At 70.7% G+C, this 15,888-nt stretch carries 15 protein-coding genes and 1 riboswitch; of the genes, 12 read left to right on the plus strand and 3 right to left on the minus strand.

From position 1 onward, the window contains the following. The first annotated feature begins 40 nt into the window (after positions 1-40). From RC2_RS00830 to RC2_RS00865, 8 genes are all read left to right on the plus strand, one after another. On the plus strand, positions 41-1,960 hold the full coding sequence (locus tag RC2_RS00830) for a hypothetical protein (protein WP_068153277.1): 1,920 nt from the start codon (positions 41-43) through the stop codon (positions 1,958-1,960). Further along, the gene (locus RC2_RS00835; protein WP_068153273.1) at positions 1,957-2,190 is read left to right on the plus strand and encodes a hypothetical protein; all 234 of its coding nucleotides are present in this window, start codon (positions 1,957-1,959) and stop codon (positions 2,188-2,190) included. Before RC2_RS00830 ends, RC2_RS00835 begins: the two co-directional genes overlap by 4 nt. Further along, positions 2,187-2,615, plus strand: a complete 429-nt coding sequence (locus RC2_RS00840) for a hypothetical protein (protein WP_068153270.1) — start codon at positions 2,187-2,189, stop codon at positions 2,613-2,615. Before RC2_RS00835 ends, RC2_RS00840 begins: the two co-directional genes overlap by 4 nt. Continuing rightward, complete coding sequence (locus RC2_RS00845) at positions 2,612-3,940, plus strand: hypothetical protein (protein WP_072680904.1); 1,329 nt, start codon at positions 2,612-2,614, stop codon at positions 3,938-3,940. The genes RC2_RS00840 and RC2_RS00845 overlap by 4 nt, the downstream gene beginning before the upstream one ends. Before the next feature lie 124 nt (positions 3,941-4,064). Beyond that, on the plus strand, positions 4,065-6,050 hold the full coding sequence (locus RC2_RS00850) for a CocE/NonD family hydrolase (protein WP_072680934.1): 1,986 nt from the start codon (positions 4,065-4,067) through the stop codon (positions 6,048-6,050). A gap of 29 nt (positions 6,051-6,079) precedes the next feature. Beyond that, a riboswitch (adenosylcobalamin (AdoCbl) riboswitch) is annotated at positions 6,080-6,176 on the plus strand. A gap of 52 nt (positions 6,177-6,228) precedes the next feature. Further along, positions 6,229-7,254, plus strand: a complete 1,026-nt coding sequence (locus tag RC2_RS00855) for an ABC transporter substrate-binding protein (RefSeq protein WP_068153396.1) — start codon at positions 6,229-6,231, stop codon at positions 7,252-7,254. Further along, complete coding sequence (locus RC2_RS00860) at positions 7,251-8,297, plus strand: FecCD family ABC transporter permease (RefSeq protein ID WP_245810898.1); 1,047 nt, start codon at positions 7,251-7,253, stop codon at positions 8,295-8,297. Before RC2_RS00855 ends, RC2_RS00860 begins: the two co-directional genes overlap by 4 nt. A 94-nt stretch (positions 8,298-8,391) precedes the next feature. Beyond that, positions 8,392-9,267 (plus strand): type IV toxin-antitoxin system AbiEi family antitoxin domain-containing protein, encoded by an 876-nt coding sequence (locus RC2_RS00865; protein ID WP_068153404.1) that lies wholly within the window; start codon positions 8,392-8,394, stop codon positions 9,265-9,267. A gap of 62 nt (positions 9,268-9,329) precedes the next feature. On the opposite strand, the gene RC2_RS00870 is transcribed toward RC2_RS00865, so the two are convergent. Together RC2_RS00870 and RC2_RS19250 are read right to left on the minus strand one after the other, a co-directional pair. Further along, entirely contained in the window at positions 9,330-9,977 is a 648-nt protein-coding gene (locus tag RC2_RS00870; RefSeq protein WP_169818426.1) for a class I SAM-dependent methyltransferase, read from the minus strand. 21 nt (positions 9,978-9,998) lie between these two features. Beyond that, positions 9,999-11,720: an EAL domain-containing protein gene (locus RC2_RS19250; RefSeq protein ID WP_139277212.1), complete on the minus strand. Its 1,722-nt coding sequence runs from the start codon at positions 11,718-11,720 to the stop codon at positions 9,999-10,001. A gap of 242 nt (positions 11,721-11,962) precedes the next feature. Between RC2_RS19250 and modA the strand changes: the two genes are divergently transcribed. From modA to RC2_RS00890, 3 genes are all read left to right on the plus strand, one after another. Continuing rightward, positions 11,963-12,757 (plus strand): molybdate ABC transporter substrate-binding protein, encoded by a 795-nt coding sequence (gene modA / locus RC2_RS00880; RefSeq protein ID WP_068153412.1) that lies wholly within the window; start codon positions 11,963-11,965, stop codon positions 12,755-12,757. A gap of 71 nt (positions 12,758-12,828) precedes the next feature. Beyond that, positions 12,829-13,392 (plus strand): dihydrofolate reductase family protein, encoded by a 564-nt coding sequence (locus RC2_RS00885; protein ID WP_068153415.1) that lies wholly within the window; start codon positions 12,829-12,831, stop codon positions 13,390-13,392. 65 nt (positions 13,393-13,457) lie between these two features. Continuing rightward, positions 13,458-13,655, plus strand: a complete 198-nt coding sequence (locus RC2_RS00890; protein WP_068153418.1) for a hypothetical protein — start codon at positions 13,458-13,460, stop codon at positions 13,653-13,655. Positions 13,656-13,880: 225 nt separating this feature from the next. Here RC2_RS00890 and RC2_RS00895 read toward each other — a convergent pair whose 3' ends face one another. Beyond that, a complete protein-coding gene (locus RC2_RS00895; protein ID WP_211266837.1) occupies positions 13,881-14,924 on the minus strand; it encodes a zinc-dependent alcohol dehydrogenase family protein in 1,044 nt (347 codons plus the stop codon). Positions 14,925-14,998: 74 nt separating this feature from the next. Here RC2_RS00895 and RC2_RS00900 point away from each other — a divergent pair, with 74 nt between their 5' ends. Further along, on the plus strand, positions 14,999-15,880 hold the full coding sequence (locus tag RC2_RS00900) for an amidohydrolase family protein (RefSeq protein WP_068153426.1): 882 nt from the start codon (positions 14,999-15,001) through the stop codon (positions 15,878-15,880). Positions 15,881-15,888 lie beyond the last annotated feature (8 nt).

Below are 15,888 nucleotides of genomic sequence, written 5' to 3' on the forward strand. Positions count from 1 at the left end.
GGTCTGGTGCTCGGGCCCGGTTACCGACATAATCCGTTGCGTGAACGATGTAGGTGTTACCTCGAGTAACCTGATCGCCGCCGCACCGCAGGGCGGCGGGGCCGCGCTGGATCAGGTCATCGGCATGAGTGCCGCGGCCGGCGTGATCTCCCTCTTCCTGCTGTATCTGGCGGTGATGCATCGCACGCGCCGCATCACGTGGCTGCAGCGGCTCGCCGACTACGCGGGGGAGAAGACCAACCGACCCGGCTGGGTGGCGCTGCCGATGGTCATGTTCATCTCGACCATCCTCACGGCGTTCTTCGGCTTCATCTGGGACGTCAGCCTGCACATCGGCCGCGGCCGCGACGAGGGTCCGCTGGCCAACCCGGCGCACTACTTCATCCTCGTCGGGCTCTTCTTCCTCTTCATTGCGGGCTGCCTCGCGATCATTTTGCCGCTCGACGGGAAGCCCGGCCCGTCGGCCGTGAAGATCACCCGCACCTGGTACGCCCCCACCGGCGGTCTGCTCATCGCCGGCTCGGGCCTCTACGCGCTCATCGGCTTCCCGCTCGACGACATCTGGCACCGCATCTTCGGTCAGGACGTCACCCTCTGGGGCCCGACGCACCTCATGCTCATCGGCGGTGCCGGACTCTCCCTCGTCGGCGTGCTGCTGCTCGAGCACGAGGGGCGCGTCGCCATGGCCGGCAACGTCGCCACCGACCCCGCATCCGCCGGTGATCCCACCGGCGACACCGAGGCCCGCCCCGCCGTCGGCGTCGAATCGGGACGCCGCGCGATCATCACCTGGTTCATGCGTGCGTCGGCGTTCGGTGGCCTGGTCATCGGTCTGTCGGTGTTCCAGATCGAGTACGACTTCGGCGTCGAGCAGTTCCGCCTCGTCTTCCAGCCGCTGCTCATCACCGCCGCCGGTGCGTTCGCCCTGATCGCGGCCGTGCTCATGGTCGGCCGGGGCGCCGCGCTGTTCGCCGTCGCGTTCGCCGCGGTCGTCCGCTGGATCACCGCGCTGATCGTCGGGCCCGTGCTCGGCGAGCCGCACAGCACGTTCGCGCTCTACCTCGGCATGGCCGTCGTGGTCGAGGTCCTGGGCCTGACCGCGCTGACCAAGCGCCGGTTGCTCTTCGGCGCCGTGGCGGGCCTCGCCGTCGGCACCGTCGGCGTCTACCTCGAATCGCTGTGGGTCGAGGCCATGTACCTCTACCCGTGGCCGACGAGCATGTGGCTCGAAGCCCTCGCCACCACGATTCCGACGGGCGTCCTGGTGGGCCTCACCGCCGGCCTCTTCGCGCAGGCCCTCAGCGGAGACGGGCTGCCCCGCCCCGCGATTCGTCGCTCCATCGTGCTGGGCATGGTGGTGGTCTGCTCGGCGAGCGTCGCCAACGGGCTCATGATCGACGTGCCGCAGAACGCGCAGGCGACCGTGCAGCTCACCGATGCCCCGCGGGAGGACGGCTTCCGCATGGTGAACGCCACCGTGCAGATCAGCCCGTCCGATCTGATCTCCGACGACCCCGAATGGGTCTCGCTCCTCGCCTGGCAGGGCGCCGGCGACACGCTGCGCGGCCTCGTCGTCGACAATCTCGAGCGCACCGGCCCGGGCGAGTACCGGTCCACCCGTCCGATGCCGGCCGACGGCACCTGGAAGACCTTCCTGCGCGTGCAGGACGGCCGCACCATGGCCGGCGCGCCGATCTTCATGGCCGCCGACGAGGGCATCGGTGCCGAGGAGGTGCCCGCGCTCGCGGAGTTCACCCGTCCCCTCGAGTACGAGACCAAGCTCCTCCAGCGCGAGCGCAGTTTCGATCACCCGGCCTGGCTGTTCACCGCGGCCTCGTTGGTGGTGCTCGCCTGCTCCCTCGCTCTGCTGTGGTCGCTGGCCTGGGGTGCCGCGCGCATCAGCCTGCGCTCGCCCGGCAACACCGCGAGTACCGACGAGCGTCCCCGGACCCGCGTATGACGGTGACCGGACCACCGCCCGGCACCGTCTGGATGGCGGACCACCCGCTGATCCTGGCGGTGCCGGCCTTCGTCCCCGCCTTGATCATCGCGGGGGTCGTGGGATTCATCGTGGTGCGCGACCGACGTGCGGAACGCGCCGAGAACGAGGAGGCCGCGGCGCAGGACGACCTCGCCGCCGCCAACGACCGAGAAGAGGGCCGGAATCGGCCCGATCAGGGGGACACGTGAGAACACGCCGACTGGTGACGACGGTGGCCGCGGTGGGACTGCTCGCCGCCGGCTGCGGCGGCTCCGAGAGCGAGACGCCGGCCGCACCGAACGACGTGTCGGCGACGGTGGACACGACCGTCGTCCAGAGTGACAGCGAGCAGGCGACCGACACGGACTCCACCGACATCGACGTCAGCATCGCCGGTGGAGAGGTCACGCCCACCGACGAGCGGATCGAGGGCACCGTGGGCCGGGAGATCGTGCTGACCGTCGACAGCGACGCGGTCGACGAGCTGCACGTTCATTCCGTCCCGGAGTACACCTTCCCCGTCGCGGTCGGTGAGGACCAGGAGTTCCGCTTCACCGTCGACGTGCCCGGTTCGGTGGACATCGAACTGCACGACGCGGGCGTCACCGTCGCCACGGTGCTCGTCCGGCCGTGAGATCGGTCCACACCGACCTCCTCGCCCACGGTCTCGGCGGGTCGACGGACCTGCCGATCCCCGTCACCTACGCGCTCATCGGCGGGGCATGGGCGCTCGCCGCGTCGTTCGCCATCCTGTTGGTGGCGTGGAAGACCCCGCGTCTCGACGCGAGTCGGGTGCGTCGTGTGCTGCCGGGACTCACGCGGGTGGTCGACTCGCCGGCCTTTCGCGGCGTCGTCGGCGTCCTGTCGGTCGCGTTGGCCGTGTGGGTCGCTCTGGCCTCGGTGCTGGGTCCGCAGGACTCGTCGAACGCCCTGATGGGGGTGTTCTATGTGCTGGTGTGGGTGGGGTTGGTGCCGGCCTCGCTGATCGCCGGTCCGGTGTGGCGGGTGGTCTCGCCCGTCCGCGCGCTGCACCGCGGGGTGTGTGTCCTGCTGCGGCGCAACCCTTCTCGCGGCGCGGTACCGATCCCGGCCGTCGGAGTGCTCCCCGCCGTCGTGGGGCTGTTCGCCTTCGTGTGGCTCGAACTGGCGTCCTCGGACCCCGGTTCCGTTGCCGCGGTGCGACTCTGGTGCCTGATCTACGTGCTGGTGCTGCTGGTCGGTGCGCTGGTGTTCGGTGATCGGTGGTTCGCCGCCGCCGATCCGTTCGAGGTGTTCTCGGACGTCGTGGCGCGCCTGTCCTGGCTTCGTCGTGACCGGGAATCGGGGCAGCTCGCGGCGGTGAGCCCGCTGGACAACGCCTCGTCGCTGCCGATCCGTCGCGGCACCGTCGCCGTGATCGCGACCCTGCTCGGGTCGACGGCGTTCGATTCCCTGGCGCAGACACCGTTCTGGAAGGACCTGGCCCGCGGAGCCGGTGACCCGGTGATCGCCCGCACGCTGGGCCTGCTCGCCTGCATCGCGATCGTGGGCGCCGCCTTCTGGCTCGCCGCCCGCACCACCGGCGGGGTCACCCGTGCAGAACGCGCGAGACTGCCGGGGCTGCTGGCACATTCGCTGATCCCGATCGTCGTGGGCTACTTCGTGGCCCACTACCTGACCTATCTGGTCGAGAAGGGGCAGCAGAGCGTCTACACGCTGTTCGATCCGTTCGACCGCGGCTGGAATCCGCTCGGCATCGCCGATGCGTCGGTGAACTACGCACTGTCCTCGCACCCGTCGGTCCTCGCGAGCATCACGGTGCTGGCGGTGGTGATCGGCCACATCGTCGGCGTCACTCTGGCGCACGACGCGTCGTTGCGCATCCTGCCGAAGCGGCACGTGCTCACGGGGGAGTTGGCGCTGATGATGGTGATGGTGCTCTACACGTTCCTCGGGCTGTATCTCCTGTTCGGAGCGTGAGCGTCGGGCCGGACGGATAGGCTCCGGACACCGTCACGTAGGTGACCGCCCGGCGTGGGGCTCGGGCACGGACCAGCAGGGGGTTGCGGTGGGGTTCTCGCGAGTCGTCCGGTCGACCGCGGTGATGGGCACCGCACTCACGGTCCTGATCGGAGCGGCGGCCACCCCCGTCGCCGCCGACCCCACGGGCGGCGCGGACGCCGCCGCGTGGACCGCCGCGGCCGACGCGCCGCCGCAGTACCCGCAGGTGGCCGTCGACTGGGACGTCCCGGTGACCATGAGCGACGGAACCGTGTTGCAGGCCAACGTCTATCGGCCCGCGGACGCCGCCGGACGGCCCATCGACACCGCCCTGCCCACCGTTCTCAACATCACCCCGTACACCAAGCTGGTCGGCAATCTCATCGATTCCATCCAGCAGATCCCCGGCGTGAGCGAGCCGGTGCTCGACTTCCTGGCCGGGCTGAACTTCGCGGGTACGCCGTTCGACGGCATCACCGAACTCACGCAGGCCGTCGACGGCGGCGGGCTCCGCACCTTTGGCGTCAACCGCAACCTGGTGCAGAACGGCTACGCGCAGGTGGTGGTCGACGCCCGCGGAACGGGGTTCTCGCAGGGCACCTGGGACGTCCTGGGTCCGCGTGAGCAGCAGGACTCGGTGGAGATCATCGACTGGGTGTCGCGGCAACCGTGGTCCGACGGCGCGGTGGGCATGTCCGGCATCTCCTACTCGGCCATCAACTCGGTCCAGGCCGCGGCGCTGCGCCCGCCGGCGCTGAAGGCGATCTTCCCGGTGGAGCCGGGCAACGATCTGCTGCGGGACATCGTCGGCACCGGCGGTGCGCTGGGTGTGGGCTTCATGCCGCTGTGGCTGACGCTGGTCAACGTGCTCAAGTTCGTGCCGAACGTGCAGTCGATCCTGCAGGGCTCCTTCGACTCTCGGTGGTTGCAGTCCCGTCTGGACGATCCGGCGATCCTCATCCCCGAGCTGGCGAACGCCCTCACCGCCCCCACCATCGCGGACGTGCGGCCCAGCACGCTCGACGTGGCGCAGGACGGACAGTTCTACGCCGACCGCAGCGCGGACACCGCGAACATCACCGTCCCCACCATGGTCTACGGCGGGTGGCACGACATCTTCACGAACTCCGAACCCCGCATCTACCAGGACATCCCGCTCGAGCCCGGTCGCAAGCAGCTGATCATGGGCGACGGCTACCACGTGAACCCCGGCGCCGGGTTCGGCCGCCCGGGCAATCCGCCGCGGCTCGACGCGCTGCAGCGGGCGTGGTTCGACCACTGGCTCAAGGGAATCGACAACGGCATCGAGAACTACGGCCCGGTCACGCTGTTCCAGCAGGGCGGTGGGTGGACCACCACCTCGCAGTTCCCGCGGCCCGGCGCGCAGTCGGAGCGGGTGTACCTCTCGGCCGCGCCCAGCGGCACCGCCGGCCACAGCCTGCACGACGGCAGCCTGACCGCGCAGGCCGTCCCCGACACCGCGCGCCTCACCGTCGCCCCGGGTCTGCGCGGCCTCTGCTCGCGGGACGCCGCGGTCGGAACGGCCGGAGCGGCCGCCATTCTGGGCTCGGCATGCACGCGCGACTCGCGGTTCAACGAGGCCGAGGCACTGACGTTCACCGGCGCGCCCATGACCGCACCGACGCAGATCTCCGGGGCCACCAACGTCCGGCTCAACACCGTGCTCGATCGGCCGGACGGCTTCTGGGCGGCCACCCTGAACGACGTCGCACCCGACGGCACGTCGACCCCGCTCACCCACGGCGCCCTCACGGCGTCGTTGCGGGCGGTCGACGAGGCGACGAGCACCCGCAGCGCCAACGGCGACTACGTCGACGCGAAGCCGGCGCTCACGCTGGCGTCCCGGCAGCCCGTCGTTCCGGGGCAGCCGACCACCGTGGACATCAATCTGCTGCCGACGGACGCGGTGATCCAGCCCGGGCACCGGCTGCGGCTCGACGTCTACGCCGCGTCCGTGCCGCGGTACCTGCCGCTCGGCCCCATGCTGGTCGACTCCGGTCTCGCGCCGCAGCACATCCAGCTGGACCCGAGCCGGCCGAGCTTCGTGAACGTGCCGTTCGTGGACTGACGCCGCCGGGTTAGGGTGGCCGGGCACACGTCGTCCGGCGAGGGAATCCGGTGAAAATCCGGAACTGGCGCGCAACGGTGACGGACCCGTCCGACGGGTCCGAAGTCCGATCGCTCGCCGGCCGACACCACCCTCGGGGCTCCGCGCACGGGCCCGTAGCAGGACGGCACAACCGAACATGTCACGAACCATCGCACTCACCGCTGCCCTCGCGGCGGCCATTCTGCTGGCCGCGGGCTGCTCCACCGCCGCCTCGGACACCACCGAATCGGCGGTGCCCGGCTTCCCCCTCACGCTCGAGAACTGCGGACGCACGGTCACTGTCGACGCTCCGCCCCAGCGCGCGGTGTCGCTCAACCAGGGCTCCACCGAGATCCTGTTGTCCCTCGGGCTGGCGGACCGTCTGGTGGGCACCGCCACGTGGACGGACCCCGTCCGCGAGAACCTCGCGGAGGACAACGCCCGTGTTCCCCGCCTCGCCGACGACAAGCCGTCGCTCGAGGTGGTGTCCGACGCCGACCCCGATTTCGTCAGCGCCTCCTTCGGTGGCACGCTCGGCCCGGGCGGGGTGGCGGATCGAGACCGGTTCGAGCAGTTCGGCATTCCCACCTACCTGTCGCCGACGGACTGCGTCGGCATGGCGGCCACGAGCGTCAACGCCGACGGCGCCCGCGCCGAGCCGCTGCGCCTCGAGACGGTGTACCGGGAGATCCGCGACCTGGCCGCGATCTTCGACGTCCGGGAGCGCGGCGAGCAGCTGGTCGCCGACCTCACCGAGCGTGCGCAGCGCGCCGCGGACGGCGTCCCGCCCGGTGATCCGACCGTCGCCTACTGGTTCTCCGACGTCGCCGCCCCGTACATGGCGGGGTGCTGCGGGGCGTCGGGCATCATCTCGTCGGCGGTGGGGGCACGGAACGTCTTCGCCGACACCACCGACGAGTGGCCCCAGATCGGGTGGGAGGCCGTCGCCGACCGCAATCCCGACGTCCTGGTCCTGGCCGACCTGTCCCGCCGCACCATCGACGGAGACGCGCTGGAGAGCAAGATCGCGTTTCTCGAAGCCAACCCCGTCACCAGCCGGATGCGGGCGGTGATCGACCGTCGCTACGTCGTCGTCAACGGGGCGGATCTGAACCCGTCGATCCGCACCGTGGACGGGATCGAGAAAGTGGCAGCGGCACTGAAGGAGTGGGGCACGAGGTGAAGCGCGCCGCAGTCGTGCTCGGCGTGCTGGGGGCCGTCCTTGCGTCGATCGCGGTGTCGATCACGGTGGGCCCGGCGAACCTCACCACGGCCGACGTGGTGGCCGTCGTCGTCGCTCACCTCGGGGGTCCGGCCGCCGAGGTGAGCCGCATCCAGGACGGCATCGTGTGGGAGATGCGCTTGCCCCGTGCGGTTCTCGCGGCCCTGTGCGGAACGGGCCTGGCCCTGTGCGGCGCGGTGATGCAGTCGATGCTGCGCAACCGGCTGGCGGACCCGTTCGTCCTCGGCATCTCGTCCGGGGCCTCGACGGGTGCGGTCACCGTAGCGGTGCTGGGGATCGGCGCGGGGGTGCTGTCCCTGTCGTCCGGCGCCTTCGTCGGGGCGCTGGTGTCCTTCGTGCTGGTGATGATGCTCGCGACGGGTGCGGGCGGCGGCACCGGGCCGGTCATCCTCGCGGGAGTGGCCGGGACGCAACTGTTCTCGGCACTCACGTCGTTCATCGTGCTGTCCTCGGCGGACGCGGAGCAGACCAGGGGAGTGCTGTTCTGGTTGCTCGGCTCCCTCGCCGGCGCGGACTGGGCCGACGTGTGGGCCTGCGCCGGGGCCGTGGGCGTCGGAATGGTGGTGTGCGTGATCGCGGCGCCCTCCCTCGACGCGATGACCCTGGGGTCCGACACCGCCACCGCCCTCGGCGTTCCCATCCTGCGGCTGAAGGTGATCCTGCTCGGGGTGACCGCGCTGATGACGGCCACCATCGTCGCCGCGGCGGGGGCCATCGGCTTCGTCGGGCTGGTCCTCCCGCACGCCGCGCGGTTGCTGGTGGGGCCCCGGCACAGCCGCCTGCTCCCCACCACCATGGCGATGGGTGCGGTGTTCATGGTGTGGGCGGACACGCTGGCGCGCAGCATCTTCGGCCCGCAGGAGATCCCCGTGGGGGTGGTCACCGCGCTCGTGGGCGTCCCCGCCTTCGCCGCGATCCTGCTGCGCGGTCAACGGTGGGGTCGCGGGCTGCGCAGCGCCCCTCGCCTGGTGGCGGCGCGGTAGGGCGAATCGTGGAATCCAAGCCCCGGCAACCGGGGTCCAGAGTTCACGATCCGGGGCCGGGAGCCATCCGAGCCGCTGCGACGTCCAAACCCCCGTGGACCCGTGCTCAGCGATCGCAGCCCGACACGACGGCGTCATCACGAGGGCGCAGGCCATGGCCGCCGGCCTGTCGTCCAGTGCTCTGGAGCGGCGGGTCGCCAGTGGCCGGTGGACCCGTCTCGGCCGGGGGATCTACATGCCGGCCGGTCAGCCGCGGACGGACGCGATGGCCCTCCGTGTCGCCGTCCATTGCGCCGGAACGGACGCGGCCGCCACGGGGCCCAGCGCCGCCTGGTGGTTCGGGCTTCTGGACCGTCCGCTGCCCCTGACGTGGGTGACGGTTCCGTGTCGGCGTCGCTACGACAGCCCGGGTGTGGTGGTTCGCCGCCGGGATCTCGACGCGTACGACCTGCGGGTTCACCGCGGGCTGCGCCTGACGACGCTACCGCTGACGGTGGTGGAGACAGCGACCATCCTGGAAACGAGGCGCGCAGGCGACGGCACGACGTTTCTCGACCGCCAGCTGCAGACGCGGGTGACTCTGCCGATGGTGCAGGACGCGCACGATCGCAACCGGGGGCGCACCGGGGCTCCCACCGCGGAGTGGATGCTGCGCCAGGCCGCGAGCGGCGGCGAGTCCGAGGCAGAACGGATCTTTCTCCGCGAGCTGCGGCGTTCGGGTCTGCGCGGGTGGGCGACGGCGGTCAGGGCGTGCGGGTACGTGCTCGATGTGGCGTTCCCTCGGCACCGGGTGGCCATCGAGATCGACGGCTGGGCCTATCACCGCACACCTCAGCGCGCGGCGCACGACGCGGTGCGTCAGAACGCGCTGGTCAACGACGGGTGGACGGTCCTCCGGTTCACCTACCACCGCCTGGTGGCGGAGCCGGACCGGGTGATCGCGGAGGTGCGACGGGCACTTGATCGGTGAATCGTGGAACCCGGGCCCCGGAAAGCGGGGCGCAGACTCCACGATTCAGCCGAACCGCCCGCTCAACACCCCCGCCCCGGCCGCAGCTCCAGGTGATCCCGCGACCGCGCCACCACGAACGCCTGCGCCGCGCTCTCCCCGGCCCGCTTGTCGGCGGAGCGCAGGGCGTCCCGGTGCAGCACGTACCCGCAGTCCATGAGCATCTCCTGCACCTCGTCGACGTCGTGGCGGAGGAAGTCCAGCGACACCTCGTGCCCCCACGCCTCGCGCACTTCGAGCGTCGGGGCGGCGGTCTGGAACGCCAGGAGCAGCCACCCGTCGTCGCGCAGCACCCGGCGGAACTCGGTGAGCACGGCGGGCAGCTCGACCGTCGGGGTGTGCACCAGCGAGTACCAGGCGCAGACGGCGTCCACGGCTCCGTCCCGCACGGGCAGCGCTTCCAGATCCCCGATCACCGCGCGCTCCAGCGACGCCAGCCGCACCATCGCCGCCGACCGGTCGAGCCCCACCGAAGAGAGCCCGGCAGCAGCCAGCTCCCGGGCCGCGGTGCCCGGGCCGCAGCCCACGTCGAGCACCGTCCGGCCGCCGGCCGCGGTCACCGAGCGGGCGAACGACGCGAGCACTCCGCGATCGAACGGCGCGAGAGTGGAGAAGGCGGCGGCGTAGTCGTGGGCGATGGCGTCGTACTGCGCGGCCACTCGGGAGGTCACGACGGTCAGCGTAGGTGCGGGTCAGGCGGTGTGTCCGACGGACAGGGGGACGGCGGTGGGCCGGCCGAGGAGGAAGCCCTGGACGAGGGCCGCGCCGAGGGCGCGGGCGGCGGTCAACTCGTCCTCGGTCTCGATGCCCTCGTAGATGCACTCCACGCCGATGTCGACTGCGAAAGAGGTGAGGGCCTTCGCGGCGGCGCGGCGCATGCAGTCGTGGTCGAGGCCGCGGACGATGGAGGCGTCGAGCTTGACCACGTCCGGCTTGATCTCGACCAGCTGACGTAGGCCCGAATGGCCGGCGCCGACGTCGTCGACGGAGATGGACAGGCCCGCGGCGCGCAGGTCGTCGAGGGCGAGGGTGAGCTGGTGGTAGTCGCGCACCAGGTCGTGTTCGGTGATCTCGACGATCACCCGCCGCTGCGTGGCCAGGGGCAGCAGCAGCCGAGTGAGGTCCGCCGCCATGATGGTGCCGGCGGAGACGTTGATGGCGAGGAACGCGTCCGGCTCGAGGTGGTGGGAGGCGAGCACGGCGCGCTGCACGGCCGCCAGCTCGAGGGGGGTCTGCAGACCGGCCGCGGCGGCGTCGGCGAACCAGGTCTGCGGGGTGCCGTGGCCGGCGGGGAAGCGGGAGAGGGCCTCGTACCCGGCCACGGTTCCGTCGGCCACGCGGACGACGGGTTGGAACACGATGGTCGGGCCGCCGTCGGCGAGGAGGTCGACGATGTGGTCGTGCTCGGGGCGTCGTTCGTCGCCTTCGAGCGTGCCGGAGTACCGCGCCAGCGAGGCCGACGCGATGAGTCGGCCCAGCACCACCAGCCGCGAGGCGCCGTCGCCGAGGTGCGCGCGGGACGTCGTGCACGTCAGCGGGGTGGACGCGCTGCGCAGGCGGAGGGATTCGACGTCGTCACGCAGGGAGTCGAGGTCGGCGCTCACGCTGTCGGCGCCGCCGAGCAGGACGCACACGAATTCGGCGTGCCGGATGCGGGCGATCAGCGCGCCCGGAGCGCTCTCGCGCAGGGCGGCGGTGAGTTCGGCGACCACCTCCTTGGAGGTGGTGCGGCCGTGTCGGGCGTCGACGTCCTCGAGGGCGACGTGAATCAGCGCGAGTCCCATGGACAGGTCGGCGGTGCGCAGGTGTTGGACCTGCCCGATGGCGGCTTCGAGGCCACGGCGGTTCAGAAGTCCGGTCGTGGTGTCACGGCGGGAGGTGGACACCTGGTCGCGCAGGTACGCGACGTAGAGCTGCACCAGGAACGGGGTGGTGCCGGCGCCCAGAATGATGACGGTGCGGGCGGCGAGCAGCATGGGGTCGGCCTCGCCGGCGGCCATGACGGCCAGGACGAGGATGACCACCACACTGAACGTGATGTGCGCGCGCAGGACCCGGCTGGTGGTGAACACCACCCCGTAGAGCGACACCAGGATGAGCAGCACGGCGCCGGGCAGGGCGTCCCACGACGACTCGAAGCTGAGCAGCACGGTGGTGATACCGATGTCCGAGTACAGGATGAAGAGCGGGGCCAGCGCGCTCCACCGTCGTGGCCACCGCCGCCAGGCGATCGCGACGGGCACGGTGGTGGCCGACACCACGCCCACCAGCCAGAGTGCGCCGGGTCGGAGTTCGCCGGACAGGGCGACGAAGGTCCCGGCGGATCCCACGACGACGATGAGCATCACGACGGCACGACGCGACGATCGGGCGATCCGATCGCGAGTCGGCACGGGTGCCGGGGTGCGCAACATCGATTCCACGCTCCATCGTCGGGCCCCCCGGCCCGACCCCGGGTGACATCCAACAAGTGATGACAGATTCGTTGACGCAAGCATATTCGGACGGCAAAACGTTTACCAGACCCCGCAGCGGATGCGGGGTCCGATTCACCCCGTCGTTCCGGTCGGCGCGGACGGCGTCGTGCGGAAAGGCGGGCACCCGTATCGTCACCGACGGCGGGAGAACCCGCTCCGTCCAGAAGGGTGCCTCTGCCGTGACCACCACCTTCCGCGTCGCCGCCGCGTCGTTGTCCGCCGCGTCCCTCGTGCTTGCGGGCTGTTCGTCGTCGACCACGGACGACGCCCCCACCACCGGAAGCGCGGACGGCGCGATCACAGGGGAGATCACGGTGTTCGCGGCCGCGTCGCTGAAGGCGACGTTCACCGAGCTCGGGTCGCAGTTCGAGGCCGCGCATCCCGGCACGACGGTCACCTTCACGTTCGCGGGGTCGTCGGATCTGGTCACCCAGCTGACGCAGGGGGCGCCGGGGGACGTGTTCGCCTCCGCGGACACCGCGAACATGACGAAGGCGATCGACGCCGGGTTGATCGCCGGTGAACCGACGAACTTCGCCACGAACACCCTCACCATCGTCACTCCGCCGGACAACCCGGCGGGCATCACCTCGTTCGCCGATCTCGCGACACCCGGCGCCAAGGTCGTCGTCTGCGCGCCGCAGGTTCCGTGCGGATCCGCCACGGCGAAGCTCGAGTCGGCCACGGGGGTCGACATCACCCCGGTCAGCGAGGAATCGGCCGTCACCGACGTGCTGGGCAAGGTCGTCGCGGGCGAGGCGGACGCGGGTCTGGTCTACGTCACCGATGCGTCCGGGGCGGGGGACAGCGTCGAGACCGTCGCGTTCCCGGAGTCGGCGCAGGCCGTCAACACCTACCCCGTCGCGGTTCTGGGGGAGTCGCGGAACGCCGCGGCGGCACGGGCTTTCGAGGATCTGCTCACCGGACCCGAGGGTCGCGCGGTGTTGGAGAAGGCCGGGTTCGCCGCGCCCTGACGCTCGCCGCGGTGAGTTTTCGCGCCGACGCGAGTCGGAAGAGGTATCGGTCCCACATCGGAGGAGAAGCCATGCGCCAGTTGATCGTCACCGCGTTCGTGTCCGTCGACGGAGTGATGGAGGGACCGGGCGGGGAGCCCGGCTACCGCAACTCGGGCTGGACGTTCCAGGCCGTCGAGTTCGACGAGGCGGCGTACGAGATCAAGGGCCGTGAGCAGTCGGAGACGACGGCGTTGCTGCTGGGTCGCACGTCGTACGAGGCGTTCGCGCCGATCTGGCCGACGATGGACGACTTCGCGGAGTACAACGCGATGCCGCGGTACGTGGTGTCGACGACTCTCGAGCGTGACGACGAGCGGTGGCCGGCCACCGTGCTGCGGTCCGTCGACGACGTGGCCGCGCTCAAGGAGAGCGAGGGCGGGCCCATTGCGGTGCACGGCAGCGCGACGCTGGGGAAGTCGCTCGCCGACGCGGGCCTGGTGGATCGGTACCACCTCTTGGTCTTCCCGGTGCTGCTGGGCGCGGGTCGACGGCTGTTCAGCGAGGCGGACAAGGACATGCAGAAACTGACGCTGGTGGAGCACGAGGTCTACTCGAACGGCATTCAGAAGCAGGTGTTCGACGTCCAGCGGTGATGTCGTGGGGGGCCGGCCGCGTCGAGCCTGAACCCCGGCACCATCCATTACGAAGGCTGTGTCGAATGGATCACATGATGTGGCTGATCGTCGCGGTGGCCGTTCTCGCGGTGTGGACCGTCGGGGCCGTCGTCGTGGGCGCCAAGATGGGCCTCGCCATCCGCCGGGCCGACGAGCGGTCCGAGACCGATCGCGCCGGCGCCTACCTCGAGCTGGTCTGGTTCGAGTCCAAGACCGAGAACACCCTGCTCACGCGCGTGTAGTCAGAGCAGGCCCTTGGCGGCGCAGAGCGCGAGCAGGCCAGTGAGGATAACGCCGCTCATACCGAGCAGCGCAGCCTCGAGCGGTCGCGGTTTCCGGGGGTCACGAACGGTGGAGGTCCTCTTCGCCATACCGGGAGTGTTCCGTATCCCGGTTTCGGGCGCAAGAACAGCGGAACCGTCGTCCTTCGAACGAACGACACGGGGGATTGGCCCGGAATGGACGAATCATCCGAAGTCGATCATCACCTTCAGGGCCTCACGGTCGTCCATGGCGCGATACGCGTCCGGGACGTCGTCGATGCGCACGGACCGGTCGAACACCTTGCCCGGCGTGATGGTGCCGTCGAGCACCTGCGGGATGGCCTGCTCGAGGTAGGCGCGGACGGGAGCGACGCCGCCCGTCAGCGTCACGTTGTGGCCGAACAGCGAGGCCCACCCCACGGGTGCGTCCTGGTACTGCGGCACACCCACGCGCGAGATGACGCCGCCGGGACGGACGATGCCGTAGGCCTGCTCGTACGCCGGCATGTGCCCGACGGCCTCGAGCACCACGTGGCTGCCCTCCCCGCCGGTGAGTTCCTTGACCTTCTCGATGCCCTCGTCGCCGCGCTCGGCCACCACGTCGGTGGCGCCGAACTCGCGGCCGAGGTCGGTCCGGGAGGTGTGCCGGCCCATCAGGATGATGCGCTCGGCGCCGAGCTGCCGGGAGGCCAACACCGCCGAGAGGCCCACCGCGCCGTCGCCGATCACCGTGACGGTCTTGCCCTGCTCGACGCGGCCCATGACGGCGGCGTGGTAGCCGGTGAGGTAGACGTCGGACAGCGTGAGCAGCGAGGGGAGCAGGTCCGAGTGCTCGTCGACGCCCGGCACCGCCACCAACGTTCCCGACGCCTGCGGAATGCGCGCGTACTCGGCCTGCAGTCCGCCGGTCTCGGCGCTGCCCCAGCCGCCGCCGTGGACGCACGAGGTGTGCAGCCCTTCGCGGCAGAAGACGCAGGTGTTGTCGGAGTACGTGAACGGGGTGATGACGAAGTCGCCTTTGCGCAGTCCGGTCACCTCGGCGCCGAGGTCCTCGATCACGCCGATCAGCTCGTGGCCCATGGGCCGACCCTCGCTGCGGGGCTTCAGCGAGTGGTAGGGGTGCAGGTCGGAGCCGCACACGCACGCGCGGACCACGCGGACGATGGCGTCGGTCGGCTCGAGGATCTGCGGGTCGGGCACGGTCTCGACGCGGACGTCGCCGGCTGCGTACATGAACGTTGCTTTCATGCATATGTCTCTACTCCTCCGAGGTCATCCGAGCACCCCCGGGGTTGGTCCTGTCGCGGTGCCATAGTGAGGGCGTGCCCGAACTCGATCACGACGTCGCCCGCGTCCGCGCGCTCCTCGCCGACCTGGGGCTGGACTCGATGGTGGACATCCACACCCACTTCATGCCGCACAACGTGCTGGCCAAGGTGTGGGGCTACTTCGACGCGGTCGAGCCGCGGCTGGGTCAGCCGTGGCCCATCGAGTACCGCACCGAGGAGGACGCGCGGACCCAGCGGCTCCGCGCCTACGGCGTCGAGCGGTTCACCTCCCTGCTCTACCCCCACAAGCCGGGGATGGCGCAGTGGCTCAACGGGTGGGCGGGGGAGTTCGCGGATCGGACGCCGGATTGCGTCCGCACCGGCACGTTCTATCCGGAGGCCGAGGCGGCGTCGTACGTCCGGACGGCGATCGACGACTGCGTGGGCATCTTCAAATGCCATGTGCAGGTGGGGGATTACGACGTCCACGACCCACTTCTCGACGAGGTGTGGGGCGCGATCCAGGACGCCGACGTCCCGGTGGTGATCCATTGCGGGTCCGGTCCCGAGCCGGGTCGCTTCACCGGTCCCGACCCCGTCGACGCGCTGATGCGCCGCTTCCCGCGCCTGCCGTTGGTGATCGCGCATATGGGCATGCCGGAGTACGCGCAGTTCCTGGACCTCGCCGACCGGTACGAGAGCGTGCGGCTGGACACCACCATGGTCTTCACCGCGTTCAGCGAGCGGCTCGCGCCCTTCCCGGTGGATTTGCGGCCGCGGCTGCTGGACCTGCAGAAGCGCATCCTGTTCGGCAGCGACTTCCCCAACATTCCGTACCCCTACGCCGACGCCCTCCGGGCCGTCATGGAACTCGGGCTCGGTGACGACTGGGCGCGGGACGTGGTGCGGGAGAACGGGCGGGGGTTGGTGGGGTAGGGGTTACG

Origin of the sequence: Rhodococcoides corynebacterioides NBRC 14404 (assembly GCF_001894765.1) — a bacterium.
Lineage (GTDB): Bacteria > Actinomycetota > Actinomycetes > Mycobacteriales > Mycobacteriaceae > Rhodococcoides > Rhodococcoides corynebacterioides.